This is a genomic window from Flagellimonas iocasae, assembly GCF_042682725.1.
GTDB classification, from domain to species: Bacteria; Bacteroidota; Bacteroidia; order Flavobacteriales; family Flavobacteriaceae; genus Flagellimonas; species Flagellimonas iocasae.
The window spans coordinates 838747-864545 of record NZ_JBHUHU010000001.1 but is presented as its reverse complement, the minus strand read 5'-3'; the positions used below and the strand labels follow the sequence as shown (position 1 = coordinate 864545).

The following is a 25799-nucleotide window of genomic DNA, read 5'->3' as shown; positions in this document are numbered from 1 at the left end:
ATGTCTATTTTTTTCGTAATACTGTTCCAGACCGTACGTCATGGAATTCACCATTATCCACCGCTAAAATCCCATTTACGATGACAAAATCAATTCCTTCTGGATATTGATGTGGTTTTTCGAAAGTGGCTTTATCAATGATGGTTTCAGGATTAAAGATGGTAATATCCGCCCGCATCCCTTCTTTGAGGATTCCTCTGTCGGTTATGTTCAGACTTTGGGCGGGCAATAAGGTCATTTTACGAATGGCCTCCGATAATTCCAACGTCTTCTTTTCACGAACGTAGTGCCCCAAAACTCTAGGAAATGTTCCATACCAACGTGGGTGGGGATGACCCATTCCGGGTGCTACCAACCGACCATCAGAACCAATCATGGTCTGCGGATGTTGCATGATTCGGGTTACATCCTCTTCGGCCATTGCATGGAATACGCAGGCAGCACCCCCATTTAGTTGGGCCTCGATGACCAAATCGGCCCCATTTTCAACCGTTGGTTCCAAGCCTTTTTCCTCGGCCCAATATTTTAAGGTTTTTCCTTCCAGTTCAGGTTGCCACTCCACACGGGCAAATTGAATTCGGTCTAGATCAGAACCTCCGCGATCATTTAGGATATTGAAAACAATTCCGTTTTTGATGCTATCTCTCAGCACAGGGTCTTTGGTCCGTTCAGCAAAGGCTTCTTCACCACCTGCCTTGGACCAACTAGGGATGAGTACGGAAATTCCGGTATAGCTGGCGGTGTAGGGATATTGATCCATTTTTATGTCGAGCCCTTTGGCACGAGCTGAATCAACCATCGCGAGCGTTCGAACACTTTTCCCCCACATGGGTTTTCCGATGGCTTTGTGGTGGGTCAATACCACAGGGATATCAGCCTCAGCGGATATTTGAATGGCTTCTTGGACGGCATCGAATAGACCTAAACCTTCTTCCCGGAGGTGGGAAGTATAAATCCCACCATATTTTGAAGCCACCTTAGATAAAGCAATCACTTCATCTACCTTAGAAAAAGCACCAGGTAGGTATTTGAGTCCCGTTGAAATTCCGTATGCACCTTCTTGCATGGCACTGTCAATCTCAGCTTCCATTGCGTGGAGTTCCTCGGCGGTTGGGGCACGATTTTCTAATCCCATGATGTTTTCCCGGACGGTATTATGACCAATAAGGTATGCCACGTTCATACCTATTCCTTGCTCAACAAGACTGTCCATATGGGATTTTAGAGGCCAAGGTGAATTTCCATCTGGACCGCCTAAAGCCGTGGTGACACCTTGCCTCACATGACTCTCACACGATAATAATTCCATGATGGGCTCCAAATGGGTATGCATATCGATAAATCCAGGTGAAACAGCAAGACCACTGGCATCTATGATTCGGGTTGCGTTGGCATCGCTTAAGTTTCCCACCGCCACAATTATGGAATCCTTTATGGCAATGTCAGCTTTGATGGGAGCGCCACCGCTACCATCGTAAACAGACCCGTTTAATATAAGAATGTCGTAGGTAGGTCCCCCACAGGAAAAGAGAAGGATGAATGCAAGTCCTAAAAACAGTTTATTGAGAATGTTAATGGGCGCTTTCATATTTTTTTGTTTATAACACCAACTTTGAGGGCTCTAAGTTTTTAAGGTCAGCAAAAGCTTGCTGTAATTTTTTGGTGATGGGTCCAATGGCATCAGGAGTGTGATAGATATGGTCACCCAGTTTGGCGATGGAAGCAATTTGGGTTGTTGTTCCCGTAAGAAATGCTTCGTCCATATCATCAATTTCATCGACACCAATGGCCTTTTCCATCATAGGAATGTCCAAATCCTCGCAGAGTTTCAATACAATTTTACGTGTGATGCCATCCAAAATTAGTTGGTTGGCCGGATGGGTGTATACTTTTCCTGATTTTACAAAGAAAATGTTGGTGTGCGAACCTTCGGTAATAAATCCATCACGAACGAGAACCGCTTCATCCGCATTTTCTTCCATGGCCCTTTCATTGGCCATGACATTACCCAACAATGAGATGGATTTTATGTCGCAGCGGAGCCAACGATTATCCGAACGTAAAATGGCGTGTGAGCTTTTGCTATTGATGTGTGGTAGGGTATAGGGCAAGGCATACATCATTACCGTTGGGGGGACATCTTTTGGGAAAGCATGTTTCCTCGGCGCCACACCACGGGTTACTTGCATGTAAATCAAACAGGGCTTGTTGGTGAGGTTACTGGACACTAAAAGTGGGTCTAACTGTGCTTCCATTTCGGTTACGTCATACGCGATTCCAATTTTATCCAAATTTCTTTGAAGCCGCTCCCAATGCGCATCTTTGTAGAACAACCCATTTTCCAGCTGTACCATGACCTCGTAAATTCCATCTCCAAAGAGAAAACCACGGTCAAACACAGAAATAGTTGCCTCATGGCTTGAAATCAGTTCACCGTTCAGAAAGATTTTTTCCGGAAAATTACCTTTTGGCAGCATAATTTTAGGGTTGGTTCAATACGCAAAAAGGTTAAGAAAGACCTTAATGCACTGCCAGTGAAGGTAACGGATATTTTTCTAAATTAAAACCTTACGCTCCATTTCCTTATGGGATTTTTTTCAGTTTGAATACATCCTATTTTAGGGGATAGATTTTAAGAAAATAACAGAAATTGACGCCTTTTTAGATGCTTATGCTGAAAGCATATCTTGGTTTTTTTGCAAGAGTTCGGCAATTCTGGTTTTAAGTTCCTCAGGTTCCACAATTTTGCCATAATCCCCGAACATTAGGTACCATCTAGCAAAGCCATTTTTTAAATCTGTGGTCATAAAAGTCATTTCTACCTGACCGCCTTTTGCTTTTTCAGACACAAAACCATAGTATTTTTTGCTACCGCTGATGTATTTTGCCACCGTTTTATTCACCAAAATGGTCACTTTGGTTTTTTGAATTTCTTCGTACTTGCTCCGGTATTCATCAATGGTACCATGCTGCAGGGCAAAATTATGAGGTGTTCGTTTAATCTGGAGGATTCTATCTGTCCGGAATTGTCTATAGTCACTTCTAAGATGACAATAGCCTAGAATGTACCAATAGTTGTTTTCATGAAAGACTCCAACGGGTTCAATATTGCGTTCAGATGGGTCATCTTCACGGAGGGATTCGTATTTTAAAAATACCTGTTTCTTTTCAGCAATGCTCTCAAAAAGAATTTCAAGGGCATTGGGGATATCTTCGTTGAACAGTTCTTGCCCGGGAAAAATGGACACTTGCGATTCCAAAGCTTCTACCCATTCTTTTTCTTTACCACGAAGAACCGATTTCAGCTTGAACATGGCAGATTCGTAATAGGTTCCAAGCGATTTGTCCGTGAATTTTTGCATCAGCTTTTCGGCCGCGACAAAACTCCCTGCTTCCTCACGGGTGAACATCACAGGGGGGAGTCGATACCCTTCCATAATGGAATAGCCCACCCCGGCCTCACTGACAATGGGAACACCCGATGCCTCCAAGGTTCGGATATCCCGATAAATGGTTCTAAGGCTTACATCAAAGCGATCGGCCAGTTCTTGGGCCTTTACAATGCGTTTGGACTGTAGCTGTATCAAGATGGCTACAATCCTATCAAAACGTTTAGCGGTATCCATTCCCATAATAGAGCGACCTATCTCCCAAAGATATGATTTCAATCCAAGGTAGGTGGGCCATTTTTGGTTCATTCTTTCAGTTTTAGCATCTCAAAATTAGGGTGGGTCACTGACAGCGTATTGTCAGCAAAGAAAATTTTGACCGCACTTTTTACTACTGACACGGGGTTGTCACACCCCCCATTTACCTTTGGTTCCAGAATCAAAACATAAAAACAATGTATCATGGAAAACACAGTGGAACAACAAAACGAAACAGCACAAGTTATTACGTCTTCCCAACTTTTGGAGCATTGGCAAGGACACCGAAGAGTAACCCGCAGGGTCATCGAGGCATTTCCAGAAAAGGAGTTCTTTACCCACTCCATTGGAGGAATGCGTCCGTTTTCAGGGTTGGTATCAGAACTTCTGGCCATAGCGGTTCCAGGACTTCAGGAAATAGTGTCGGGCAAGACTTCAAAGTTTGAGGAACAAATGGATCATAACAACAGTAAGGCCAAAATGTTGGAGTGGTGGGATGAGGCCACCGAACAAATCAATGAATTGTGGGCTAAAATTCCAGTCGAGAAATTTCAGGAGGTGGTAAAATTGTTTGGTCAGTATGAAGGAACCGTGCAATCGCAAATTTTTTATTTCATCGACAATGAAATCCATCATCGTGGACAAGGGTATGTCTATTTACGTTCATTAGGTATGGAGCCACCATTTTTTTACGACAGAAGCTAATTGATAATTGAACATGAAAAACGTATTGGTATTTAAAACATCTGTTTCAGGTAAAAGCGAAGTAAAAAGACTTAAACCCTTACTGAACCGATTGGTAAACCAAAGCGGCTATTGGAATTTCGACTTGGAGGATTGTGACAATATCCTCCGGGTCGAGACCCAAAGTTTAACCGCACCTGCTATTTCATCCCTTTTGCAAAAAAGTGGGTTTAATTGTGAGGAATTGCATTGATGCTTTTCGGTAACTATTTTTTGACCATTTATTGAGTTTTTCCGTACTTCACAGAAAACAGTTTATATGACCATTTTTGTGGATATGGATGAGGTAATTGCCGATGCTTATGGCGCGCACCTTGAGTTGTATAATACCGAGTTCAATGCAAATCTTACTTTGGAGGATTGTTACGGCAAGGAAGCTTGGCAATGTGTTCCTGAAGAACATCAAGAAACCGTAAGGGGACATAATTGGCGAATCGGATATTTTAGAAACCTAAAAGTAATTCCGGATAGCCAAGAGGTGCTGTTTGAATTGAGCAAAAGACATGATGTCTATATTGCTTCTGCGGCGATGGAGTTCCCCGATTCACTAAAGGAAAAGTCGGACTGGTTAGACGAATTTTTTCCGTTCATTCCATGGAAAAAAAGAATTCTTTGTGGGGATAAATTTATTTTAAAGGGTGATATCCTGATTGACGACCGTAGCAAGAACCTCCATAATTTTGATGGACGGAGTATAATGTTCACCTCGCCACATAATACAAATACTAAAGAATTTGAACGCGCGAACAATTGGAGAGAAATCGCAGACAAACTTTTGTAACTTGTAGCATGCAAATTCTTAAAATCACCTCCAAGATTGCACTTTTTGGTGCAGTGTTGTTTCTTCAAGCTTGCGCGGCACAATCACAGTTGATTGAGGATGAAGTTGAAACCGTTACCAAGGAGGATTTACGATACTATCTTTATTTTCCAGAGGACTATTTTGAAAAACCGGAGAAAGACTTCGGCTTATTGCTTTTTCTACACGGTGGGGGAGAATCTGGAAGAGAATTGCTCCATGTGAAGAAAAATGGTCCGCCAAAACTTTTGGTTGAAGGGAAACAATTTCCATTTTTAATACTTGCACCTCAGAATCCACACGAGAAAAAATGGTGGAACACTCAAGCAGTCAATCAACTGTTGGATTCCATTGTGGACACCAATCGCGTGGACAAGAACCGAATTTATCTCACAGGGCTCAGTAGAGGAGGAAGCGCAGCATGGGAAATGGCCACGCAGTATCCGGATAAATTTGCCGCACTGGCCGTGGTTTGCGGAATGGCTCCATTACCCTACGCACATTGGATTGACAAAAATATGCCTATTTGGGTTTTTCACGGGGATAAAGATGAGACCATCAGCGTTGGGGAATCGGACAGAATGGTGGAAAAGCTCAAGGAAATGAATTATGATGTCAAATACACCCGATACCAAGATGTGGGTCATAATGCATGGGATAGGGCATATACTACCGATTCGTTATACACATGGATGGCCAAGCAAAAACGTATAAATTGAGTTGCATGAGATATTTCTTGTTTAGTTTGATGGCACTTGTCTTTTTCAATTGTAGGGAAAAACAAAAGAAAGAGAAGGTTGTTGAACAAGAACCAATTGTTGTTCAGCAGGTCGATTCCATGGTTGAACCGGTTAAAGAGCTAAAGACTTTTGAAGGTCTCGCCGATACTGCATTTGTTCGTTTGGCAGATTTCAGTGATGATTTCGCCTATGACCTTCGCTATGCCACTGAAAATAATTTTTTGAAAGCAAAAGTGTATGATTGCGCTGAATGCTACACTCGGGTAAAAACCGCAAAGGCATTGATTGAAGCCAACAACGATTTCTTGAAAGAGGGCGTAAAAATAAAGTTTTTTGATTGCTATCGCCCGAATTCGGTTCAGTACAAAATGTGGAAAATCGTGCCCAACCCCCAATATGTAGCGGATCCCGTAAAAGGGTCCATACACAATAAAGGCGGTGCGGTGGACATCACCTTGGTGGATTTGGAGGGCAATGAACTGGATATGGGAACTGATTTTGATTTCTTCGGAAAAAGGGCATACCACGATAATTTTGATCTCCCCCAAGAAATTTTGGACAACCGAAAATTATTGAAAGAAACCATGGAATCCCACGGATTTTGGTCTATCCGAACCGAATGGTGGCATTATAATTTATCAGCGGCTTCCAATGATAAGGTGACCAATTTTAAATGGGATTGCAACAATTAACTAAAAACAAACAAAGTGAAACAGTCAAAACGCACATTACTCCTCATGATTTTTTTAGGATTATTCACCATGGGCCTATCAGCCCAAAAAGCCATTATACCGTTGTGGCCAAATGAAATTCCGAACCAGAAACCATCCGATGAAAAGGAAAAGGTGGAGACCGAACGATTCATATGGATCAGTAATGTGCAAGAGCCCACCATTGAGGTCTATTTGCCCTCAAAAAGCAATGCCACCGGGCAAGCTGTGGTTATTTTTCCAGGTGGAGGTTATTATGGTCTTGCTTACGATTGGGAGGGAATTGATATGGCAAAGGCATTAAACTCCAGAGGAGTGGCAGGGATTGTGGTAAAATATCGCCTACCATTGTCCAAATCCATTGTAAAAGATAAAGAAGTGGTTCCATTACAGGACGCGCAAAGGGCCATGCGTTTGGTGCGAAGCAAAGCTTCTGAATGGAATATTAAGGAAGATAAGATTGGAATTATGGGATTTTCCGCAGGAGGACATTTGGCCTCAACTCTGGGCACACATTATAACGATAAGGTTTATGAAAGACAGGATGATGCAGATGACCTAAGCGCACGACCAGATTTCATGGCGTTGATTTATCCCGTAATCACCATGGAAAAATCAACTACCCACACGGGTTCCAGAGGAGCATTGTTGGGAGACAATCCTTCTGATGAAATGTCAGACAGATTTTCTGCGAACAAAAATGTGACCCAAGATACGCCACCGACTTTTCTATTGCATGCCCAAGATGATGGAGGTGTACCTGTTGAAAACAGTATTTTAATGTTCAGTGCCCTTAAAAAGGCAGATGTGCCCGTAACCATGCATATATATCCGAAAGGAGGGCATGGATTTTCTTTGGCCTTGCAGGATAAACGTCTCAAAAATTGGATTACACTGCTCTATGACTGGATTGACAACCTAGAGTAGGTCAATCCAATTTTTCGCATTCTAAAACGGTTAAGGTGTCTGAAGCGGTCTTGGTAAAGAATAAATAAGTGTCGCCCCCATCTTTTATTTGATGTTTTTTACGGATTTCAGCCACAGAAACAGGGAAATTTCGTGTGGTGATGTTGGCCTTTTTATGAGTGAATTCTTTGAGAGCTTTTTTGGAATAGGCCAATGTTCTGGAAATGGAAAACTTCCTTCCTGGAAAATCTATCAAAACATCGGATGTGTATAAGTGTGAATGCTGGTGTAACTTTTTGAGACCAAATGTATCTGCCACAGATTTGAATCCCCCAGATTTTAAAATGGCTGAATTGGGTTCGTAGAGATACTTTTTTGGCTCATTGAATCCAACTGAAACGGTTGCTTCATCTTCCAGCCTAAAATTAAAAGTCATTTTTTGATCATGGACTTGGTTCATGGTTTTGATGACAATTGGGCCATCATAATCTTTATTCAAAACAAAGAGCAATTCTTTCACTTCATTTTGAATTGCTACAACATGAATTTCCTTTACAAAATTCAATTCCTCTATGCCCTGTTTTATATCCAAAAGGGGAGAGGCTTTCACTAAAATATTTTTGGATTTTTGGAAAAGAAGATGGAGGTGTTCGGGAAGATTGGGGAGACAATCCTTAAATAAAAACACCTTTCCAATTTTGTCATTTCGGCGCGAGGGATCTACAAACAACCAATCAAAATTTTTGTCAGTTTTTGTTAAAAAATCCAAGCCATCTTTAGGAATACAACTAATGTTTTTTTGACCTAAAACTTCAAAATTATGGTGGGCAATTTCACTCAAATTTTGATTGATTTCGCAATGAAAAACCGAGTCAACTTTTTTGGAAAAAAAGTAGGTGTCAACACCCAATCCTCCGGTGAGATCTAGCAGCGTTTTTCCATCGACCAAATCTGATTTATATTGCGCTGTTTCTTCGGAACTGGTTTGCTCAATATTGAGTTTATTGGGATAATATATTAGAGGCGTATTGAACCAAGTTGGAAGTTTGTACTTGCACTTTTTTTTGGCTTCCAGCTGCTCGGCCAGCTCTTGTTGAGAAATACCGTCAAAAAGTGGTTTTTTAAGCAAAACTGACATGATGTCACCTTTCCATTTTTCAGATATAAAACCCTGTACACCAGTATTTAATATGAGTTCATTCAAATTTATGCTATAAGTTCCTGGTCAATTTCTTTACCACTGAATTTTCAGCTAAAAATTCCTTTAAAATCACCTTTATAGCAGTATATCCAGGAACAGCGACGACCATTCCAACTACTCCAAAAAGTAATCCGGCGATGATGATGACCAAGAAAATTTCAAGCGGATGCGACTTTACACTAGTGGAAAAGATGAAGGGCTGTGAGAAGAAATTATCCACCAATTGCCCCACCACCAAACCGATGAAAACATAGAAGGCTTTTGGTAAAATTACGGTGCTAAAATCAGCCCCCAAATAGCTTGTCATTGTGAGTGTGATCATGATGACTCCACCGATGATCGGACCCACGTAAGGAATGATGTTGAAGAGAGCGCAAAGGAAGGCGATCACGATGGCATTTTCTACCCCAACCAGTAAGAGGGAAATGGTATAGATTACAAACAAAATGAACAACTGTAATAAGATTCCAGCAAAGTATCTTGAGAGCAATCCGTTGATTTTGTCAACCGATTTTACCAGATTACTTTCCTTGTTGTCCGGCACAAAAGTGAGCATGCCATTTTGAAAAAGTTTGCTGTCCTTTAAAAAGAAAAATGAAATGAAAAGGACAGAGAAAAATCCAACACTAAAATTGCTCAAGGTGTTCACAAATGAGTTGAGAAAGTTGGGAATAAATCCAAAATCCAAATCTTTGAGCATGCTTTCATCAAGATGGGAATCTTTGATTAAATCCTCAATATTTCCCGAGGGGGCTCCGAAGTATTCCAAGATTTGGATGTACAGGGCATTGATGTCCGCTTTCAATGAATTGATGTCCAAAAGGGACAGATTCTTGCTTTGTTCGGTGATCAAAGGAATGAACAAGGCCAATATCCCCATGAAAATCCCAAGCATAAAGACCATGGTGGCCACCACGGCCAAAGTGTTGGGAAACTTCAATCTTCGTCTTAAAAACAATACTACGGGTCTTCCTAAAAGAGCAATTACCGCAGCAATGGCCAAATAGGCCAATACAGACTGAATTTTATACAGAAAATAAGCAAGTAACAAAACGCCCACTATGATGGCGACGGCCCTAAGAATTCCGTTGGCTATGGTTTTTGAAGTCATGTACTAACTTTTAAAGGCATATTCCACAATATTGGCACCCATTTGTAGGGCTTTTAATCGTACATCTTCAGGGTCGTTGTGCACGGAGGGGTCTTCCCAACCATCGCCGAGGTCAGATTCAAAAGTAAACAATAGTATCAACCTTCCTTTGTCAAAAATGCCAAGGGCTTGAGGCCTTTTGCCATCATGCTCGTGTATTTTGGGAAGTCCGTCGGGGAATTTAAATTTTTGATTGAAAACAGGATGGTCGGAACCTAATTCCTCCAACTGTTTTTCAGGGAATACTTTTTTCAGTTCCCGTTCCAAATACGGAGCCATCCCATAGTTGTCATCGATATGTAGAAACCCACCGGAAAGAAGATAGGTTCTAAGGTTTTCGGCCTCCTCGTCTGTAAAAAAGACATTTCCATGGCCTGTCATGTGTAGGAATGGATATTTAAAAATGGTGACGCTCCCCGTTTCCACGGTTTCGGGTTCGGAAGCTATCCGTGTGCCAATATTGGCATTGCAGAATTGAATGAGGTTTGGCAAAGCTGTGGGGTTGGAATACCAATCGCCACCACCACCGTACTTTAGAATGGCAATCTCCTGCGCCGATGCTGAACCGATGATCATTAGTGTCAGCAAAGAAACGATTTTGATATAGTGCGTCATTACGGAGAAATTGTTCATATCAAAAGTACTGATTCATAAGCAATAAATGGGAGGAGCTTTTTAATTAACTATTGATGATAGCCACGGTGGTACATGCTACGACGGCGGCAGTCTCTGTTCGCAAACGTGTATTTCCCATGGAGATGGGGACAAAACCTTTTTCTTTGGCAAGGTCAATTTCTTCTTTGGAGAAATCTCCTTCGGGCCCAATTAGGATGGTCACGTCCATATCGGCAATCACTCGTCTTTTTAATTCCATTTTTTCTCCCTCATCACAATGGCCTATAAATTTCAACCCCGTGTGTTCCCCTTCGATAAATGTTTTAAAGGGGGTTGGGGGATTGAGTTTTGGCAAAACGGTTTGTAAGGACTGTTTCATGGCGGATTGAAGCACACGTTCCATCCGATCTAGTTTTACGGTTTTTCGTTCAGAATTATCGCAAATAATAGGAGTGATTTCATCTACACCAATTTCTGTGGCTTTTTCAAGGAACCATTCGTAGCGATCGTTCATTTTGGTAGGTGCTACGGCAAGATGTACATTGAATCGTTTGGGAATCGATTTTTTGGTGGATATGATTCGGGCTTTACATTTTTTTTGGTCCGCCACCATAATTTCAGCCTCGAAGGTATACCCTTTCCCGTTGGTGATGTGCAGTACATCTCCCTCTTGTTTTCGGAGTACACGAACAATATGTTTGCTTTCGTCAGGAGGAAAAACAAACTGTGTGGCACTATGATCTAAAGAGGGATTATAAAAGAGCTGCATTTACTGTAGTTTACTTTTTGCATGTTCCAGCCCCAACTCTATCCAAAGTTGCAATTGTTCTTCACTCCTAAAACCGTTTTGCGACACAAAAACAAACTCTTTCATTGGTTTTCCCGTAAAGTCCATGGGTCTGGTATGTTCTTGTCGCAATGCGGATTCCATTTTGTTGTCGAGTATACGAACCATCAACTCATCCTTTACCACACCGACCGTCATTTTTCCATGGTACAGGAAAGCGACGCCCCCAAACATTTTCTTTTCAGTGAAATTTTCGGGAATGAGTGCAAGAGCATGTTGAATTCTTTTTGCTATTTCGTCGTTGTAAGCCAAACATCAATTTCTTGAAAGGAAAGGTAGGGAAATAATTGTGATTTAGGTCAACTTCCTATGGCATATCGGGCCTTGGCGGCAACACTCTGGTCGGTAAAATCACCAGCTTCAAATTTAAGATAGCCAACAATTCCGATCATGGCAGCGTTGTCCGTACAATACTCAAATTTAGGGATGTAAGTCGTCCAGCCGAGGGTTTCTTCAGCCTCTTTTAATCTACCTCGGATGCCAGAATTGGCAGCAACCCCACCACCAATAGCAACATGGGTTATTCCTGTTTGTTCAACGGCAATCTTGAGTTTTTCCATCAAAATCTCCAAAATGGTATATTGAACGGATGCACAGATATCATCAATGTTTTGTGAAACAAAATCGGGATTGTTCTTGGTCTCCCGCTGCAAGAAATATAGGATACTGGTCTTTAAGCCGCTGAAACTAAAATTGAGCCCATCCACTTTTGGTTTTGGAAAATCATAGGCCAAAGCATTGCCTTGTCGGGCGTGCTTGTCTACCAATGGTCCTCCTGGGTAGGGCAGCCCCATAAGCTTAGCGCTTTTGTCAAAGGCTTCGCCCACGGCATCATCCAAGGTTTCGCCCAACACTTCCATAGTAAAATGGTCAGAGACCTTTACAATTTGGGTGTGACCTCCGCTGATGGTCATTGCCAAAAATGGAAACGGTGGGGGAGTGCGTGTCTCATCTTCGATAAAATGGGCCAAAATATGGGCTTCCATATGGTTAACTTCTATCAAAGGAATGTCCAGACCAAGTGCCAAGGACTTGGCAAATGAGGTGCCGACAAGCAGCGAACCCATGAGTCCCGGGCCACGCGTAAAGGCTATGGCGGATAGTTGTTTTTTATCGATATTTGCCTTGGCCAAGGCTTGGTGTACCACAGGGACAATATTTTGTTGATGGGCCCGCGATGCCAACTCTGGGACAACACCTCCATATTGCTTGTGGATTTCTTGTGTCGCCACCACATTGCTCAGTACCTTTGTATTGCAGAGAACGGCGGCTGATGTATCATCACACGATGATTCAATTGCAAGAATGTAATTTTTTGAATTTGCCACTGGCTTTGGAACAAAAATTGGACATCAAAGGTAAAACATAAAGCCCTATCAAAAAACTTCGGAAAATACTACTTCGTTTCCTATTGGCAATTTTGCTGATCATGGTACTGGGCTCGTTGATTTTATCCATGCCGGCAGTGCAGACCAAGATGGCCAAATATGCCATGGAAACTATTAATAAGGAGTTTGGCACCAATATTCAGATAGATCAAGTAAGTCTTTCCCTCTTTAATCTCAATGTTGGGGTAAAGGGCATTTACATTCAGGATTACAAGAAAGATACGCTGGCCTACATCAATAAACTGACCACTTCAGTTTTGAACGTACGGAATATGGCCAACGGCAAAATGGAGTTTGGGGATATTGAAGTAGATGGTCTTTTCTTCAACTTAAAGACCTATGAGGGTGAATCTGATACTAATTTGGATGTATTCGTGGCCAAATTGGATGATGGGAAACCCAGACCTCCGGGCACGCCACCTTTCTTTTTGTCCTCTGATGAGATTCAAATCAATGATGGAAGGTTCATGCTGAGTGATGAAAATTTGGAATCACCCGGTATCCTGAACTTTACCGAACTGAATATTTTGGCCAACGATTTTCAAATTTTAGGTCCCGAGGTCACACTGGACATCAAAGACCTTTCTATGGAGGCCAAACGAGGACTTCGGCTTAAAAAACTGGCCACAAAGTTTAAGTATACCAAGGAACAGATGCGGTTTGATGAGCTTCTGATTGACACGGAGCAGTCCGAATTAAAAGGAAATTTGGTGTTCAATTACAATCGGGAGGATTTTGCGGAATTTGTGGACCGCGTGCAGCTTGAAGCCAATTTTACCGAATCAACCGTAGCCTTAAATGAGGTAAACACTTTTTATGATGAATTTGGTCAGGATAGGGTGGTCACCCTTACCGGTGATTTTTCTGGAGTGCTCAACAAGCTTCAAGTAGATAATCTGTTTCTTTTTACGGACGATACAGGGGTCCGTGGGGATTTTGAGTTCGATAACATGTTCACGGACCAAGCTCCCTTTGTTATTCGGGGCGATATTGACAATCTAACCTCTAGCTATTACCAATTGCGGGCGCTCTTACCCAATATTTTGGGAAGGAACATTCCAGAAACCGTTCAGAAATTAGGTCAATTTACGGTTCGCGGCGATGCCGAGGTAACGGAAACATCTTTGGATGTGAAAGTAAACCTCAATACTGCCGTGGGGAGCAGTTATATGGACGTGCAAATGACCAATCTCCAAGCAAAGAACGATGCCTCATACATCGGATTCATTTCATTGATTGACTTTGATTTAGGGGATTTTATTGAAGATGATGAACTGGGCCTTACCTCTTTGGATGTGAATGTGGAAGGAAAAGGATTCGCTGCGGAAAATCTGAATACCGAAGTCATTGGGGAAGTGTACAAACTGCAGTTCAACAATTACGAATACAACAATATTAAAATATCAGGTATTCTCAAGGACCAATTGTTTGATGGTACGTTGCTCTGCAATGATGAGAATTTCCGTTTCGATTTTAAAGGGTTGGCAGACTTTGGGGGCAGTGAGAACAAATTCAATTTTATTGCGGCAGTCGACTATGCAGATTTAAAGGAACTCAATTTTATTGATGACAGCATTTCAATCTTCAAGGGGCATGTGAACATGGATATTGAGGGTCGCACCCTGGACGATATGGCAGGGCAAATGCGATTTTCCAATACCACCTACCAGAATCAAAACTCTACGTACTACTTTGAGGATTTTTCGGTGTATTCCTCATTTGACCAAGATACGGTGCGGACTGTGGAAATCAATTCGCCGGACATCATCACCGGATATGTAAAAGGCAAGTTCAAGGTGAATGAGATCGGCAAGTTGGTGCAGAACTCCATCGGTAGCATTTACACCAACTACAAACCTTATGAAATTTCGGAAGGGCAGCATTTGGACTTCAATTTTAAGATTTACAATAAAATTGTAGATGTTTTTTTCCCGGAAGTGGCCTTCGACCCCAACACATTTATTCGCGGTAACATTGTTTCGGACGAAGGGGATTTCAAACTCACTTTTAAATCACCCAGCATCGTAGCCTTTGGCAACACATTCGACAACATTGAACTGAAAATTGACAATAAGAACCCGCTCTTCAATACCTTCGTTTCGGTTGAGGATATGGCCACCAACTATTACGACATCAAGGATTTTAGCTTGATCAATACCACCTTAAAAGATACCCTGTTCTTTAGAACAGAGTTCAAGGGTGGTAGTGAATACAATGATAGTTACAACCTCAATTTCTATCATACCTTCAATGAAAACAACAGGTCCGTGATCGGCCTTAAGAAATCCGATGTTAGCTTTAAAGGTAACACTTGGGTGCTCAATAAAGATGGGAACAGCCAGAACAAGGTGATCATCAACAGGACCTTGGACAGTATTCGAATTGAAGATGTGGTAATGGACAACAATAACCGGGAGCAGATTCGGTTAAGGGGTGAATTTGCGGATTCAACCTATAAGGATTTGGACCTTCAGTTTAAGATTGTTTCGCTGAACAAAATCACACCGTCCATTGATAGTCTCAAGCTCAACGGTTCCGTGGATGGTTTTTTGAATATTCTACAGAAAGATGGGAAATATTTGCCCACCTCCAGCCTTAACATTAGCGACTTTAGTGTCAATGATATTCGTTTGGGCGATTTGGAAGTAGGTATTTTTGGAAATAATGACCTTACTCAGTTCGGAGTGAGCACATGGCTCAATGACAACGGAAAAGAGAAGATGAGCATCAATGGCAAGGTGACCAATTACAACAATAAACAGGAATTGGACCTGTCCGCGAATTTCACCGATTTCAGCTTGGAACCCTTTGCTCCTTTGGGTGAAGACATTATATCAAATATTCGAGGTAGTATCATAGGAAGTGCAAAGATTACCGGAAGTGTCAACAATCCATCCATTAATGGGTCTTTGAGTCTTGTCAATGCGGGTATTGGGATTCCCTACCTGAATGTGGATTATAATTTTGCACAATATTCTAGGGTCCGCCTGTTTGACCAAAGTTTTTATTTTGAAAATGTGGGCCTCTCCGATGTGGACGAAGGCACCAAAGCCACTCTGGATGGCACCATAAGTCACACCGGGTTTGAGGATTGGTATCTGGGCCTAGATGTGGATACGAAGAACAACCGCTTCATGATTCTGAATACCGAGTTCGATGAGGAATCCCTTTACTACGGTCAAGGGTTCATCAATGGTACGGGAAGTATTTATGGGCCAACAGATGCACTCACCATCAAAGTGGATGCCACCACCGCGAGGGGTACTTCGCTAAAAATCCCGTTGAGTGATGTTACCAGCGTTGGCGACTATTCCTTTATCAATTTTATTGAAAAAGGTGAATCAGAATCCTTTACAGAAGAACGCGTACTTCAAGATTATCAGGGTCTGGAAATGGAATTTGACCTTGCCGTGACACCAGAAGCTGAGGTAGAAATCGTGGTAGATCGTAGTTCAGGAAGTTCCTTGAAGGGTACTGGGGAAGGAATCTTGCTGATAGAAATCAATACCAATGGTAAATTCAACATGTATGGGGAATTTGTCGCGGTAACGGGAGAGTACAATTTTAAATATGGGGGTGTCATCGACAAAAAGTTCAAAGTACGTCCCGGAGGGACCATTCTTTGGGAACGAGACCCATTGGCAGCCCAATTGAACTTGGAGGCGGTCTATTCGCTTAATGCCAACCCTGCGCCACTATTGGACAATCCGGGCTATACCGGAAGGATTCCTACCGAGGTTGTCGTTCGGTTGGATGGCGAGTTGGAAAGCCCGAACATTAATTTTGGGATTGATTTTCCGGGAACCAACTCCGTAGTTCAGTCAGAATTGGAATACCGATTGCAAGACCCAACGGTAAAAGAACGAAATGCCTTTTTCCTTCTGGCACAGGGAACATTTGTGAATGCACAGACCGGAATCAACCAACAGGCGGTAACTGGAAACCTCATTCAGACCGCATCAGGACTTCTTAATCAGATTTTGGCGGGGAATAATGACAAATTCAACCTTGGACTATCCTATGAGCAAGGACTTTTGGACCCTAATGCGGATATCAAAACTGAGAATAGGATTGGTGTAACGGTATCGACCCAAATCTCAGACCGAATCTTGGTCAACGGAAGGGTGGGGGTTCCTGTAGGCGGCGTTTCGGAAACTGTGGTAGCCGGTGATGTTGAGGTTCAGGTTTTATTGAATGAACAAGGAACCCTGAGTGCAAAAATCTTCAATCGAGAAAACCAGATTCAGCAATTTTTAGCGGAAAGACAGGGGTATACCCAAGGTGTGGGTCTTTCCTATCAAGTGGATTTCAACAGCTTTAAGGAGTTGATGCAAAAGGTATTCAACAAAAAGGACAAAGTAGAGATTACTCCAGCGGCGGAGGAATCCGAACAACCCGAAGCCCCATTGGAAACCATGGGAAAGGATAGTTTAATTCGTTTTATGCCCAAAAAGGAATCGCGGTTAAAACAACCGTGATACAACTGAATTTTTTCACTGTTTTTGATGAATTTCTTACGAAAACGTTTGAGGATTTCAGGGAAAACAAATAAATTATCATGTCATTCATATTTTGGATAAAGTTTCCTAGTTTTGACCCTTTAAAATTTTGAATGGCCTCAGAAATAAAGAAAATAGGAGTTTTTACCTCCGGTGGAGACTCTCCGGGGATGAACGCGGCAATTCGCTCTGTGGTGCGTACGTGCGCGTACATGAATATTGAGTGCGTAGGTATTTACAGGGGATATCAAGGAATGATTGAAGGCGATTTCAAGACTTTGGACGCCCGTAGTGTAAACAATATCATCAATAAAGGAGGTACCATCCTAAAATCTGCTCGTTGCAACGAATTCAGAACACCGGAAGGAAGGAAGAAAGCTTACGACCAATTGGTTAAAGAAGGTATCGATGCTTTTGTGGTGATCGGTGGTAATGGAAGTTTTGCAGGGGCTATGATCTTTAACGAAGAGTACGATTTCCCCATCATGGGAATTCCAGGAACCATTGACAATGATATTTTAGGTTCTTCGTATACCATAGGTTTTGACACAGCCATCAACACGGTAGTTGATGCCATTGATAAGATTCGGGATACCGCTAGTTCGCATAACCGTCTGTTTTTTGTTGAGGTAATGGGTCGAGATGTAGGTCATATCGCCTTGAATGCAGGTGTAGGGGCAGGTGCCGAGGAAATATTGATACCAGAACAGAACTTGGGACTTGAACGATTGTTGGATTCCTTGAAGCGTAGTAAAAAATCTGGAAAATCATCCAGTATTGTAATTGTTGCTGAAGGGGATAAAACAGGTAAGAATGTTTTCGAGCTAAAAGAATATGTGGAAGAACACTTGCCTATTTATGATGTAAGGGTTTCCGTGTTGGGCCACATGCAACGTGGTGGTAATCCAAGCTGTTTTGACCGCGTTTTGGCCAGTAGAATGGGCGTGAAGGCAGTTGAAAGTTTAATGGAAGGGAAATCTAACTACATGGTGGGTATACGAGACACCAAGTTGGTATTGACACCCATTGCAGAAGCCATAAAGGCACACACAGAAATAGATGAAGAGCTCATTAGAGTTTCCGATATAATGACAACTTAATGTAAACACTTTAAAAAAGTAAAAATGTCAAATTTGAAAATAGGAATCAATGGATTCGGTAGAATTGGAAGGTTGGTATTTAGGGCAACCGTTAAAAGAGGTGATGTAGAGGTAGTGGCCATCAACGATTTGTTGGATGTAGACCACCTTGCCTACTTGTTGAAGTACGATTCAGTACATGGTTTGTTTGATGGAACTGTAGAAGTAAAGGACGGCCATTTGGTGGTAAACGGTAAAACCATCAGAATCACTGCAGAACGTGATCCCAAAAACTTGAAGTGGGATGAAGTTGGTGCCGAAATCGTTGCTGAGTGTACCGGTATCTTCACTACTTTGGAAACCGCACAGTACCACATTGATGGTGGTGCCAAGAAAGTGGTTATCTCCGCTCCTTCAAAAGATGCTCCTATGTTTGTTATGGGTGTAAACCATAAAGATGTAAAGCCATCAGACACCATTATTTCCAACGCTTCTTGTACTACCAACTGTTTGGCTCCGATTGCCAAAGTACTTAACGACGAGTTTGGTATTGCTGAGGCATTGATGACCACCGTACACGCCACTACAGCAACTCAGTTGACAGTTGATGGTCCATCAAGAAAAGATTTCAGGGGAGGTAGAAGTGCCCTATTGAACATTATTCCTGCTGCTACAGGTGCTGCCAAAGCGGTTACCAAAGTAATCCCATCCTTGGAAGGAAAATTGACTGGTATGGCCTTTAGGGTTCCTACTGCTGATGTTTCCGTAGTGGATTTGACCGTAAAATTGGAAAAAGACACGTCTTACGAAGGAATCAAAGCTGCCATGAAAAAAGCTGCTGACGGAGAGTTGGCCGGTATTTTGGGTTACACTGATGAGTTGGTGGTTTCCCAAGATTTCGTTGGTGACGTTAGAACTTCCATCTTTGATGCCGATGCCGGTATCGAGTTGAATTCTAAATTCTTCAAGGTGGTTTCTTGGTACGACAATGAGACCGGTTATTCCAATAAATTGGTTGACTTGGCATTGCACGCAGCAAGCCTATAATTTTAGTATCTTACACGGATTTCCTGAAGGGGGTTCCCCTCTTCAGGATTTCTTTCTAAAAACTTGACGTATGATTTTAATCGTGGATAGTGGCGCCACCAAGTCAGATTGGATTGCCTTGAGCGATAAGGGAGAACAGTTGTTCCTTACCCAAACTTTGGGACTTAGTCCAGAAGTGCTTACCCGTGAGGTAATCGAGGATCGTTTGGCCAACAATTTTGAACTTTCCAAAAACAGGGAAGAAGTACGTCAATTATACTTTTACGGTGCAGGCTGTGGTACCGATAGAATGAAAAATTTCCTGAAAGCCATTTTTAAGGACTTTTTTCCACATGCCAAAGCCGAAGTAAGGGAAGACACCTTCGCGGCCATTTATTCCACCACCAAAATTGGCAGGCAGGGTATCGTTTGCATTTTAGGTACAGGTTCCAACTGCAGCTATTACGATGGCCACCAATTAATTCAAAAAGTAACCTCTTTAGGCTATATTTTAATGGATGATGGTAGTGGTAACTTCTTTGGAAGAAAGTTGTTGCGTGACTACTATTTTCATAAAATGCCACAGGATTTAGGCATAAAATTCGCCAAGGAATATGATTTGGATGCGGATGTGATTAAGGAACATCTGTACAAACAACCCAATCCAAACACGTATTTGGCCACTTTTGCCCGATTTATCATTGAAAACAAGGAACACCCCTATTGTAAAGGTGTTATTGAGAAAGGGCTACAACAATTCGTAAATAACTACATTATGCAATTTGAATTGGCCACCAAAGTTCCTATTAGCTTTGTGGGCAGTATTGCACATTTCCTTCAAAATGAATTAACGGCTTGTTTGGAGCGAAACGACCTAATTTTAGGAGTTATCCGAAGAAGACCTATTGAAGGGTTGGTTGAGTTTCACAAAGAAACTATTTAACTGCAATCATTGAAATTTCAACGTTGACGAACTTGGGAAGGTTCGCAACTTCCACAGTTTCACGCGCTGGTGCGGTATCCGCGTCAAAATAAGTGCCATATACCTCATTGATCAATGCAAATTGATGCATATCTTTTATGAAGATGGAGGTCTTTACCACATTTTCAAAGGTCATATCCGCAGCTTCAAGAATGGCCTTAAGATTTTCCAACGATTGTTTTGTCTCCGCCTTCACATCACCTTTTATCAATTCTCCGGTTGCTGGGTCTAGGGCAATCTGGCCAGAAATATAAAGGGTGTCCTTTACAAGAACGGCTTGGTTATAGGGGCCTATGGGGTCTGGTGCTTTGGTAGTGTTGATTATTTTTTTCATAGCTAATGCTTATTTCTATGTTGAAGGTATTCAAAATTATCGTCTGCCGCTAAAAGGTTGGCTTCTGTTTTCCCATTTCAGGTCGCTAAGTAGGGAACTCTTTATCCCAATAAAGAAGTACCATCGCTCATAGCGTCCAAAAGGAGTCCAATCAAAACTGAGCCTAAAACTGCTCAAATCGCGTTTAAAGTTAAATCGCGTATCGGCAAAGCCTTTGTTCTTAAAATCGTATCCCGAGTTAAACCCAACCTCCCATTTGGGCGAAAGCTGAATGTTCCCGGTAAACATCAGGGAATGGTTGGTAATCTCTTTTTCACGGTTTCTGTTACCATAAGTGGCGACATAGGTCAATCGCATATCCCAAGGGACTTTGGTGTTATAGAGCGGGTTGTCCACGTCACCACCTTCCTCATCACCTTGCTTAAAATGGGGCTCCGCATCTCGTGCCCCTTTCAATTCAAATGGGTTGGCACCATAGTCAGGTTCTTCAATGGGTTGCTCACCGCTCTTCTTTTTTCCTCCTTTCTGGAACATTTCACTATTGATGGAGAATCCAGTGTTTAAACGGGCCGAGGTAAGTCGTGCCAAACCACCACCATTTTTTACGTTCAGGGTATTGATTCGCCTACCATTATTATCTATGGCGTAGGGGTCAAGAGTTGCCGAGAAGTTAATGGGTACATTTTTAATAATTTCAGTAGCACCACTTATGTTGATGGGACTTAGTTTTAAGGAGTCCGCTTCAAAATTATAGTTGGTAGAAAAGGTCAAGTTGCTAAGAATGCTCACTTTTTTAGGCTCTGTTGCCGTGGAATCCTTGTCCCGTACTTTGGCTTCAAGGGTATTCTGTAATGAGAAGTTAAGTGAGCTTCCACGGGTCAATGAGGGCCTTCCGTAGATACTTGTCTCAAAAGGGGTATATTGAACATCTTCGCCATCCTCATCTGTGTAGGTATCATAAAACTGTTCAAAAGAGGGAGTGTAGCTATAGCCAATGGAGGGACGCATTACGTGGCGTATCGCCTGAATTTTTTTATCCTCACCAAAGTTGAAGGTACCATAAACCACTGTTCCTATACTAGCCCCAAGGTTGTATCGGTTAAATCGGTCAAAACCGGGAATGGTATCTGTAACCACGGCTTCTTGTTCAGCATCATATCTACGACGAACGGTTTCCAGTGTCCAAACATCTTCATAACTCCCGTTCATACTGACACTGAGGTACTTGGCCACCTTAAAGTTCGTTCCGATAGGAATACGGTGCCGAGCTCCGATTCGGGCATCCTCAAACATTTTGCTGGTGAAGAAATCCTCTTCCGTAGTCGTGATGCTGTTTTGTGCGTTTACATCGTACTGAAAGTTGACGTTTTGAATAATCCCCTTTTTTATACCCTCTCTTTTGGCAAAGGGGAAAATCCGCTCCATACTCGCTTGAAGGGTCGGCAAGGACATGTTAATGGCTTGCGTTCTGGAGTTTTGCGTATGGCTAAGGGTTAAACTGGCATTGACGGATGGATAGGCCGGAAATGTTTTGGAATAACTAATGGACGAAGCAAAAGTGTTGGTCTGTGAATTGTTTCGGTTGACTTGGTTCAGTGAGTTGGTGTAGTACTGACTACTCCCCAGGTTCACCGAAGCGGAAAATCGTGAATACGGACTTGCCTTGGGGTCTTGGGTATGCGATATTCGAATGTTATAGTTGCTCGTGCGGCTGTAGTCATCAAATCCTTTTTGACTTCGGACCAGGTTTTCGTAGCTGACGTTGACGTTTCCTCTAAAATTATAGCGTTTCGCATAAATGGATTGCCCTCGGAAACCATAGCTGCCATTGGTGTAAAAATCTCCCATCACGCTCAAATCCACATAATCACTAATGGGTAGATAGTATCCTCCATTCTGCAGAAAATAACCACGCTGTGGATCATTTCCGAAGGTGGGGAAAATCAATCCCGCCGTTCGTCCTTGAGATAGCGGAAAATAGGCAAAGGGCAAGGCAATTGGTGTGGGAACATCAACAATGTACATGTTGCTAAATCCTGCAATGATTTTCTTTTTGGGAACAAATTTTGCCTTGCGCACTCGAATGTAATAATCGGGGTCAGCTGTATCTTTTGAGGTCGTCAGTTTACCCTCGCTCAAAAAATACACCGAATCGTTTTCCTTTTTGGTAATTTCTGCATAGACGTTCATGGCATCACTGCCCAATTGCCCCACACCGGCCTGCTGTTCCGTTCTGGAATTCCAGATGAGTGCCTTTTGTGTATCAAAATTAAAACGGATGGAATCGGGTCTTACCTCATTATCACCCTGTTTAAAGAAAGGCAGTTGCGTGTATTCCCCTTTATCATCCTTAATACGACCGGCGTAGACTTCATTCTTCACATAATCCATAACAATAACACCGGCTTTTAATTCGGTATCTTGATAGTAAATTTCTGCCTCGTCGTATAAATAAATTTTGTTATCTTTCTGGCTAAGTTTTACGTAATCCTTGGCCTTATATTTGATTTTGTCCAGCAATAAAGGCTGCTTTTGGGATGCGGAATCTACCTCGACTGAATCAACCTCATTGGGACCTTTTAGAAAATCGGCAGGTATCAAAGGAGCCGTGATACTATCCTTCATAGCCTTGATTGGCAAAGGTGTAATCGGGTCTTCCTGAGCTGTTAAGGTGAGTCTGCCGCATAGAAGAACAAATAGGAAAACTAAAAGATGTTTGTTTGATTGCAACGTGATATATCCTATTTTTGTGCTAGTTTGGCTCAGTTTTTGGGCTCAAACTTACATATATTTTTTATTCCACTTGTGGGGGATTACGATATTTTTAACCAATAGAGAATACCATAATTAACAGTTCGTATGAATAAAAGTCGGTTTACATTTTTAGTTTTTCTTTTCGTAGTCCTTTCCTTGACCTCTTTCACCAAAAATGATACCGAACTACCCCCCAAAGATAAGTTTATTGTGGTTTTGGATGCAGGGCATGGAGGGCACGACCCAGGAAATATTGGAAATGGGTTTTTAGAAAAGGACATTGCCTTAAAAGTGGTGCTTGCAGCGGGCAAGGAGCTGTCCAAAGATCCAAACATTCAAGTGCTGTATACTCGGGATGATGATACCTTCGTTGACCTCTTTAAAAGAGGGGAGATAGCCAATCAGGCCAATGCAGACCTTTTTGTATCGGTTCATTGCAATTCCCACAGTTCAGACGCTGATGGAGCGGAAACTTTTGTGTTGGGATTGCATGCCAATCAGCGAAACTTTGAAGTGGCTAAAAAGGAAAACTCGGTAATTTATCTAGAGGATGACTACGCCAAGCGATATGCTGATTATGATATTAATTCACCAGAATCAATCATAGGATTGACCATTATGCAAGAAGAATTCTTGGATCAGAGTATTCTTTTAGGTAAAAAACTTCAGGATAACTTCACAAAAAGGCTCAACAGAAAGGACAGAAAGGTAAAGCAAGCCGGGTTTATAGTATTGCACCAAACCTTTATGCCCAGTGTTTTGGTGGAAACCGGATTCTTGACCAATAAAAGTGAAGGCACCTATTTAAATTCAAAAAATGGGCAGAGCGAAATGGGCAAGGCCATAGCCGATGCTGTGTTATCCTATAAATCTGAAATCAATACAGGGATTGATATCAGCAATATATCCAATGAAATTGAAGGCAATGAAGTAGCTGTGGATATTCCTGCGGAGACCAAAGAAGAAGAAAAGGAAGAAACGAAGGAAGTAGTCAAAGAAACGGTCAAAGAAACTCCTAAAGAGGAGGTAACAGTGGTTGTTTCCACCCCAAAAGAAAAAGTGAAGGAAACCGTTGAGCCTGCTACCAATCGCGTTGTTTTTAAAGTGCAGCTTTTGGCCAGTGCCAAGAGTATTCCCCTAAAAGGGGAGAACTTTAATGGGCTGGATAATCTATCTAGAGAACCATATAACAACCTTTTTAGATATATGTATGGCAATGCAACCTCCTTGGAGGATGCCAAAAAACTAAAGGCCAATGCAGATGCCAAAGGGTATACTACTTCATATATAGTGGCTTACAAGGATGGCAAACGGGTGCCTTTGTCCCAAGCAGTGAACTAGATTAACATCTTTGGCACCCTTGTAAAAATTATTCCTAATTTTGTTTAAACCATAAACCGAATCCTTTGAAGCTATCTAGGGAAGTTAAAACCGGGGTTATTGTACTCGTAGGAATTTTTGCCTTTGTTTTCGGGCTGAGTTATTTAAAATCCTCCCCATTATTCGATAATAACAAAACATTTTATGCCGTATACGAGAATGTAGGCGGCCTACAAGCAGGTACACAGGTATCCATCAATGGGTACAATGTGGGCAATGTTACCAGTATTGGCTTTAAGGATGATTCCGGAAAGCTGTTGGTGACCTTCTCTGTGAGCAATGAATTCGATTTCTCCAAAAACAGTATCGCAGAACTTTTTGATACAGGAATCATTGGTGGAAAAGGAATCCAGATTGTTCCTGTTTTTGATGGCGCACCGATGGCAAAATCGGGTGATACCCTGCAATCCAAAATAAAACCTGGAATTACAGAGTTGGTTCAGCAAAAGCTCACACCATTGCAGATGAAAGTGGAAGGAGCGGTCTCCAATGCAGATTCGTTGTTGATGAACGTCAACCAGATTTTGGACGATCCCACCAAGAAAGAACTTAAAGAGACCATTGTTTCTTTGAATGCATTGGTAAAAGCATTTAAGGGCAGCGCCGATAAAATCAATATGCTCTTGGAAAATAACAAGGAGCAATTGGTCAGTTCACTCAAAAATGTGGATAACATCACCTCCAACTTTTCAAAGCTTTCAGATTCCTTGGCCAATGTGGATTTAGCGGGAACCTTAAATAATTTCCAAGAAACCGTGGACAAGCTTAACGGCATTCTCGGAAAAATTGAGCAGGGCGAAGGATCTTTGGGAAAACTTCATAAAGACGATGCGTTGTACGACAATCTGGCGGAATCTTCACGGCAATTGGAACTCTTGTTGCAAGATTTCAGGCTTAACCCCAAACGATATGTCAACGTATCCGTTTTTGGGAAAAAGCAAAAGGACTACACGCTCCCAGAGAATGATCCAGCTGATTCAATCCAGACCCAGAACTAG

At 42.1% G+C, this 25799-nt stretch carries 23 protein-coding genes; 12 read left to right on the top strand and 11 right to left on the bottom strand.

What is annotated here, in order from left to right; genetic code table 11:
* Positions 1–4: 4 nt before the first annotated feature.
* From ACFSJE_RS03895 to ACFSJE_RS03885, 3 genes are all read right to left on the bottom strand, one after another.
* Positions 5–1588 carry an N-acyl-D-amino-acid deacylase family protein gene (locus tag ACFSJE_RS03895; protein WP_379829668.1) on the bottom strand — a complete coding sequence of 528 codons (1584 nt, stop codon included), beginning with the start codon at positions 1586–1588 and terminating at the stop codon, positions 5–7.
* A gap of 10 nt (positions 1589–1598) precedes the next feature.
* Positions 1599–2477 carry an aminotransferase class IV gene (locus ACFSJE_RS03890; protein ID WP_379829667.1) on the bottom strand — a complete coding sequence of 293 codons (879 nt, stop codon included), beginning with the start codon at positions 2475–2477 and terminating at the stop codon, positions 1599–1601.
* Between the two features lie 192 nt (positions 2478–2669).
* Positions 2670–3632 (bottom strand): helix-turn-helix transcriptional regulator, encoded by a 963-nt coding sequence (locus ACFSJE_RS03885; protein ID WP_379830038.1) that lies wholly within the window; start codon positions 3630–3632, stop codon positions 2670–2672.
* A gap of 219 nt (positions 3633–3851) precedes the next feature.
* Here ACFSJE_RS03885 and ACFSJE_RS03880 point away from each other — a divergent pair, with 219 nt between their 5' ends.
* The 6 genes from ACFSJE_RS03880 to ACFSJE_RS03855 all read left to right on the top strand — a co-directional run bounded on the left by ACFSJE_RS03880 (position 3852) and on the right by ACFSJE_RS03855 (position 7567).
* Entirely contained in the window at positions 3852–4352 is a 501-nt protein-coding gene (locus ACFSJE_RS03880; protein ID WP_379829666.1) for a DinB family protein, read from the top strand.
* A gap of 13 nt (positions 4353–4365) precedes the next feature.
* Entirely contained in the window at positions 4366–4584 is a 219-nt protein-coding gene (locus ACFSJE_RS03875) for a hypothetical protein (RefSeq protein ID WP_379829665.1), read from the top strand.
* Between the two features lie 66 nt (positions 4585–4650).
* Positions 4651–5172 (top strand): 5' nucleotidase, NT5C type, encoded by a 522-nt coding sequence (locus ACFSJE_RS03870; RefSeq protein WP_379829664.1) that lies wholly within the window; start codon positions 4651–4653, stop codon positions 5170–5172.
* A gap of 8 nt (positions 5173–5180) precedes the next feature.
* Complete coding sequence (locus ACFSJE_RS03865) at positions 5181–5909, top strand: carboxylesterase family protein (protein WP_379829663.1); 729 nt, start codon at positions 5181–5183, stop codon at positions 5907–5909.
* Between the two features lie 5 nt (positions 5910–5914).
* Positions 5915–6622 (top strand): M15 family metallopeptidase, encoded by a 708-nt coding sequence (locus ACFSJE_RS03860; RefSeq protein ID WP_379829662.1) that lies wholly within the window; start codon positions 5915–5917, stop codon positions 6620–6622.
* Between the two features lie 45 nt (positions 6623–6667).
* On the top strand, positions 6668–7567 hold the full coding sequence (locus tag ACFSJE_RS03855; protein ID WP_379829661.1) for an alpha/beta hydrolase: 900 nt from the start codon (positions 6668–6670) through the stop codon (positions 7565–7567).
* Position 7568: 1 nt separating this feature from the next.
* On the opposite strand, the gene ACFSJE_RS03850 is transcribed toward ACFSJE_RS03855, so the two are convergent.
* The 6 genes from ACFSJE_RS03850 to tsaD all read right to left on the bottom strand — a co-directional run bounded on the left by ACFSJE_RS03850 (position 7569) and on the right by tsaD (position 12687).
* Positions 7569–8684, bottom strand: coding sequence for a THUMP-like domain-containing protein (locus tag ACFSJE_RS03850; protein WP_379829660.1), 1116 nt, complete (start codon positions 8682–8684; stop codon positions 7569–7571).
* A gap of 73 nt (positions 8685–8757) precedes the next feature.
* Positions 8758–9858, bottom strand: a complete 1101-nt coding sequence (locus ACFSJE_RS03845) for an AI-2E family transporter (RefSeq protein WP_379829659.1) — start codon at positions 9856–9858, stop codon at positions 8758–8760.
* A gap of 3 nt (positions 9859–9861) precedes the next feature.
* Positions 9862–10512, bottom strand: a complete 651-nt coding sequence (locus ACFSJE_RS03840) for a DUF4159 domain-containing protein (protein ID WP_379830037.1) — start codon at positions 10510–10512, stop codon at positions 9862–9864.
* 64 nt (positions 10513–10576) lie between these two features.
* Positions 10577–11281: a 16S rRNA (uracil(1498)-N(3))-methyltransferase gene (locus ACFSJE_RS03835; RefSeq protein ID WP_379829658.1), complete on the bottom strand. Its 705-nt coding sequence runs from the start codon at positions 11279–11281 to the stop codon at positions 10577–10579.
* A complete protein-coding gene (locus ACFSJE_RS03830; protein WP_379829657.1) occupies positions 11282–11611 on the bottom strand; it encodes a TfoX/Sxy family protein in 330 nt (109 codons plus the stop codon).
* A 47-nt stretch (positions 11612–11658) separates the two neighbouring features.
* Positions 11659–12687, bottom strand: a complete 1029-nt coding sequence (tsaD, locus tag ACFSJE_RS03825) for a tRNA (adenosine(37)-N6)-threonylcarbamoyltransferase complex transferase subunit TsaD (protein WP_379829656.1) — start codon at positions 12685–12687, stop codon at positions 11659–11661.
* A gap of 101 nt (positions 12688–12788) precedes the next feature.
* Between tsaD and ACFSJE_RS03820 the strand changes: the two genes are divergently transcribed.
* The 4 genes from ACFSJE_RS03820 (at position 12789) to ACFSJE_RS03805 (ending at position 20294) form a co-directional block, all read left to right on the top strand.
* Entirely contained in the window at positions 12789–17225 is a 4437-nt protein-coding gene (locus ACFSJE_RS03820) for a translocation/assembly module TamB domain-containing protein (RefSeq protein ID WP_379829655.1), read from the top strand.
* 134 nt (positions 17226–17359) lie between these two features.
* Positions 17360–18346 carry a 6-phosphofructokinase gene (pfkA, locus tag ACFSJE_RS03815; protein WP_379829654.1) on the top strand — a complete coding sequence of 329 codons (987 nt, stop codon included), beginning with the start codon at positions 17360–17362 and terminating at the stop codon, positions 18344–18346.
* Positions 18347–18370: 24 nt separating this feature from the next.
* Positions 18371–19372 carry a type I glyceraldehyde-3-phosphate dehydrogenase gene (gap, locus tag ACFSJE_RS03810; protein WP_379829653.1) on the top strand — a complete coding sequence of 334 codons (1002 nt, stop codon included), beginning with the start codon at positions 18371–18373 and terminating at the stop codon, positions 19370–19372.
* A gap of 70 nt (positions 19373–19442) precedes the next feature.
* Positions 19443–20294, top strand: a complete 852-nt coding sequence (locus tag ACFSJE_RS03805) for an N-acetylglucosamine kinase (RefSeq protein ID WP_379829652.1) — start codon at positions 19443–19445, stop codon at positions 20292–20294.
* Here the strand turns inward: ACFSJE_RS03805 and ACFSJE_RS03800 are convergent.
* Together ACFSJE_RS03800 and ACFSJE_RS03795 are read right to left on the bottom strand one after the other, a co-directional pair.
* Positions 20287–20667, bottom strand: a complete 381-nt coding sequence (locus ACFSJE_RS03800; RefSeq protein ID WP_379829651.1) for a RidA family protein — start codon at positions 20665–20667, stop codon at positions 20287–20289. The two genes, ACFSJE_RS03805 and ACFSJE_RS03800, sit on opposite strands and share 8 nt — an antisense overlap.
* 36 nt (positions 20668–20703) lie before the next feature.
* Positions 20704–23292, bottom strand: a complete 2589-nt coding sequence (locus ACFSJE_RS03795) for a putative LPS assembly protein LptD (protein WP_379829650.1) — start codon at positions 23290–23292, stop codon at positions 20704–20706.
* 234 nt (positions 23293–23526) lie between these two features.
* On the opposite strand from ACFSJE_RS03795, the gene ACFSJE_RS03790 reads away from it, so the two are divergent.
* On the top strand, positions 23527–24762 hold the full coding sequence (locus tag ACFSJE_RS03790) for an N-acetylmuramoyl-L-alanine amidase family protein (protein ID WP_379829649.1): 1236 nt from the start codon (positions 23527–23529) through the stop codon (positions 24760–24762).
* 65 nt (positions 24763–24827) lie between these two features.
* Positions 24828–25799 carry an MlaD family protein gene (locus ACFSJE_RS03785; protein ID WP_379829648.1) on the top strand — a complete coding sequence of 324 codons (972 nt, stop codon included), beginning with the start codon at positions 24828–24830 and terminating at the stop codon, positions 25797–25799.

Bases quoted from the DNA above. Each gene is read 5' to 3' on its own strand.
- ACFSJE_RS03895 (WP_379829668.1), bottom strand. From the start codon at position 1,588: ATGAAAGCGCCCATTAACATTCTCAATAAACTGTTTTTAGGACTTGCA.
- pfkA (WP_379829654.1), top strand. From the start codon at position 17,360: ATGGCCTCAGAAATAAAGAAAATAGGAGTTTTTACCTCCGGTGGAGAC.
- ACFSJE_RS03795 (WP_379829650.1), bottom strand. From the start codon at position 23,292: ATGAAGGATAGTATCACGGCTCCTTTGATACCTGCCGATTTTCTAAAA.
- ACFSJE_RS03860 (WP_379829662.1), top strand. From the start codon at position 5,915: ATGAGATATTTCTTGTTTAGTTTGATGGCACTTGTCTTTTTCAATTGT.
- ACFSJE_RS03865 (WP_379829663.1), top strand. From the start codon at position 5,181: ATGCAAATTCTTAAAATCACCTCCAAGATTGCACTTTTTGGTGCAGTG.
- ACFSJE_RS03835 (WP_379829658.1), bottom strand. From the start codon at position 11,281: ATGCAGCTCTTTTATAATCCCTCTTTAGATCATAGTGCCACACAGTTT.
- ACFSJE_RS03880 (WP_379829666.1), top strand. From the start codon at position 3,852: ATGGAAAACACAGTGGAACAACAAAACGAAACAGCACAAGTTATTACG.
- ACFSJE_RS03855 (WP_379829661.1), top strand. From the start codon at position 6,668: ATGATTTTTTTAGGATTATTCACCATGGGCCTATCAGCCCAAAAAGCC.
- ACFSJE_RS03845 (WP_379829659.1), bottom strand. From the start codon at position 9,858: ATGACTTCAAAAACCATAGCCAACGGAATTCTTAGGGCCGTCGCCATC.
- ACFSJE_RS03800 (WP_379829651.1), bottom strand. From the start codon at position 20,667: ATGAAAAAAATAATCAACACTACCAAAGCACCAGACCCCATAGGCCCC.
- gap (WP_379829653.1), top strand. From the start codon at position 18,371: ATGTCAAATTTGAAAATAGGAATCAATGGATTCGGTAGAATTGGAAGG.
- ACFSJE_RS03840 (WP_379830037.1), bottom strand. From the start codon at position 10,512: ATGACGCACTATATCAAAATCGTTTCTTTGCTGACACTAATGATCATC.
- ACFSJE_RS03820 (WP_379829655.1), top strand. From the start codon at position 12,789: ATGGTACTGGGCTCGTTGATTTTATCCATGCCGGCAGTGCAGACCAAG.
- ACFSJE_RS03850 (WP_379829660.1), bottom strand. From the start codon at position 8,684: ATGTCAGTTTTGCTTAAAAAACCACTTTTTGACGGTATTTCTCAACAA.
- ACFSJE_RS03870 (WP_379829664.1), top strand. From the start codon at position 4,651: ATGACCATTTTTGTGGATATGGATGAGGTAATTGCCGATGCTTATGGC.
- ACFSJE_RS03790 (WP_379829649.1), top strand. From the start codon at position 23,527: ATGAATAAAAGTCGGTTTACATTTTTAGTTTTTCTTTTCGTAGTCCTT.
- ACFSJE_RS03885 (WP_379830038.1), bottom strand. From the start codon at position 3,632: ATGGGAATGGATACCGCTAAACGTTTTGATAGGATTGTAGCCATCTTG.
- ACFSJE_RS03890 (WP_379829667.1), bottom strand. From the start codon at position 2,477: ATGCTGCCAAAAGGTAATTTTCCGGAAAAAATCTTTCTGAACGGTGAA.
- ACFSJE_RS03875 (WP_379829665.1), top strand. From the start codon at position 4,366: ATGAAAAACGTATTGGTATTTAAAACATCTGTTTCAGGTAAAAGCGAA.
- ACFSJE_RS03805 (WP_379829652.1), top strand. From the start codon at position 19,443: ATGATTTTAATCGTGGATAGTGGCGCCACCAAGTCAGATTGGATTGCC.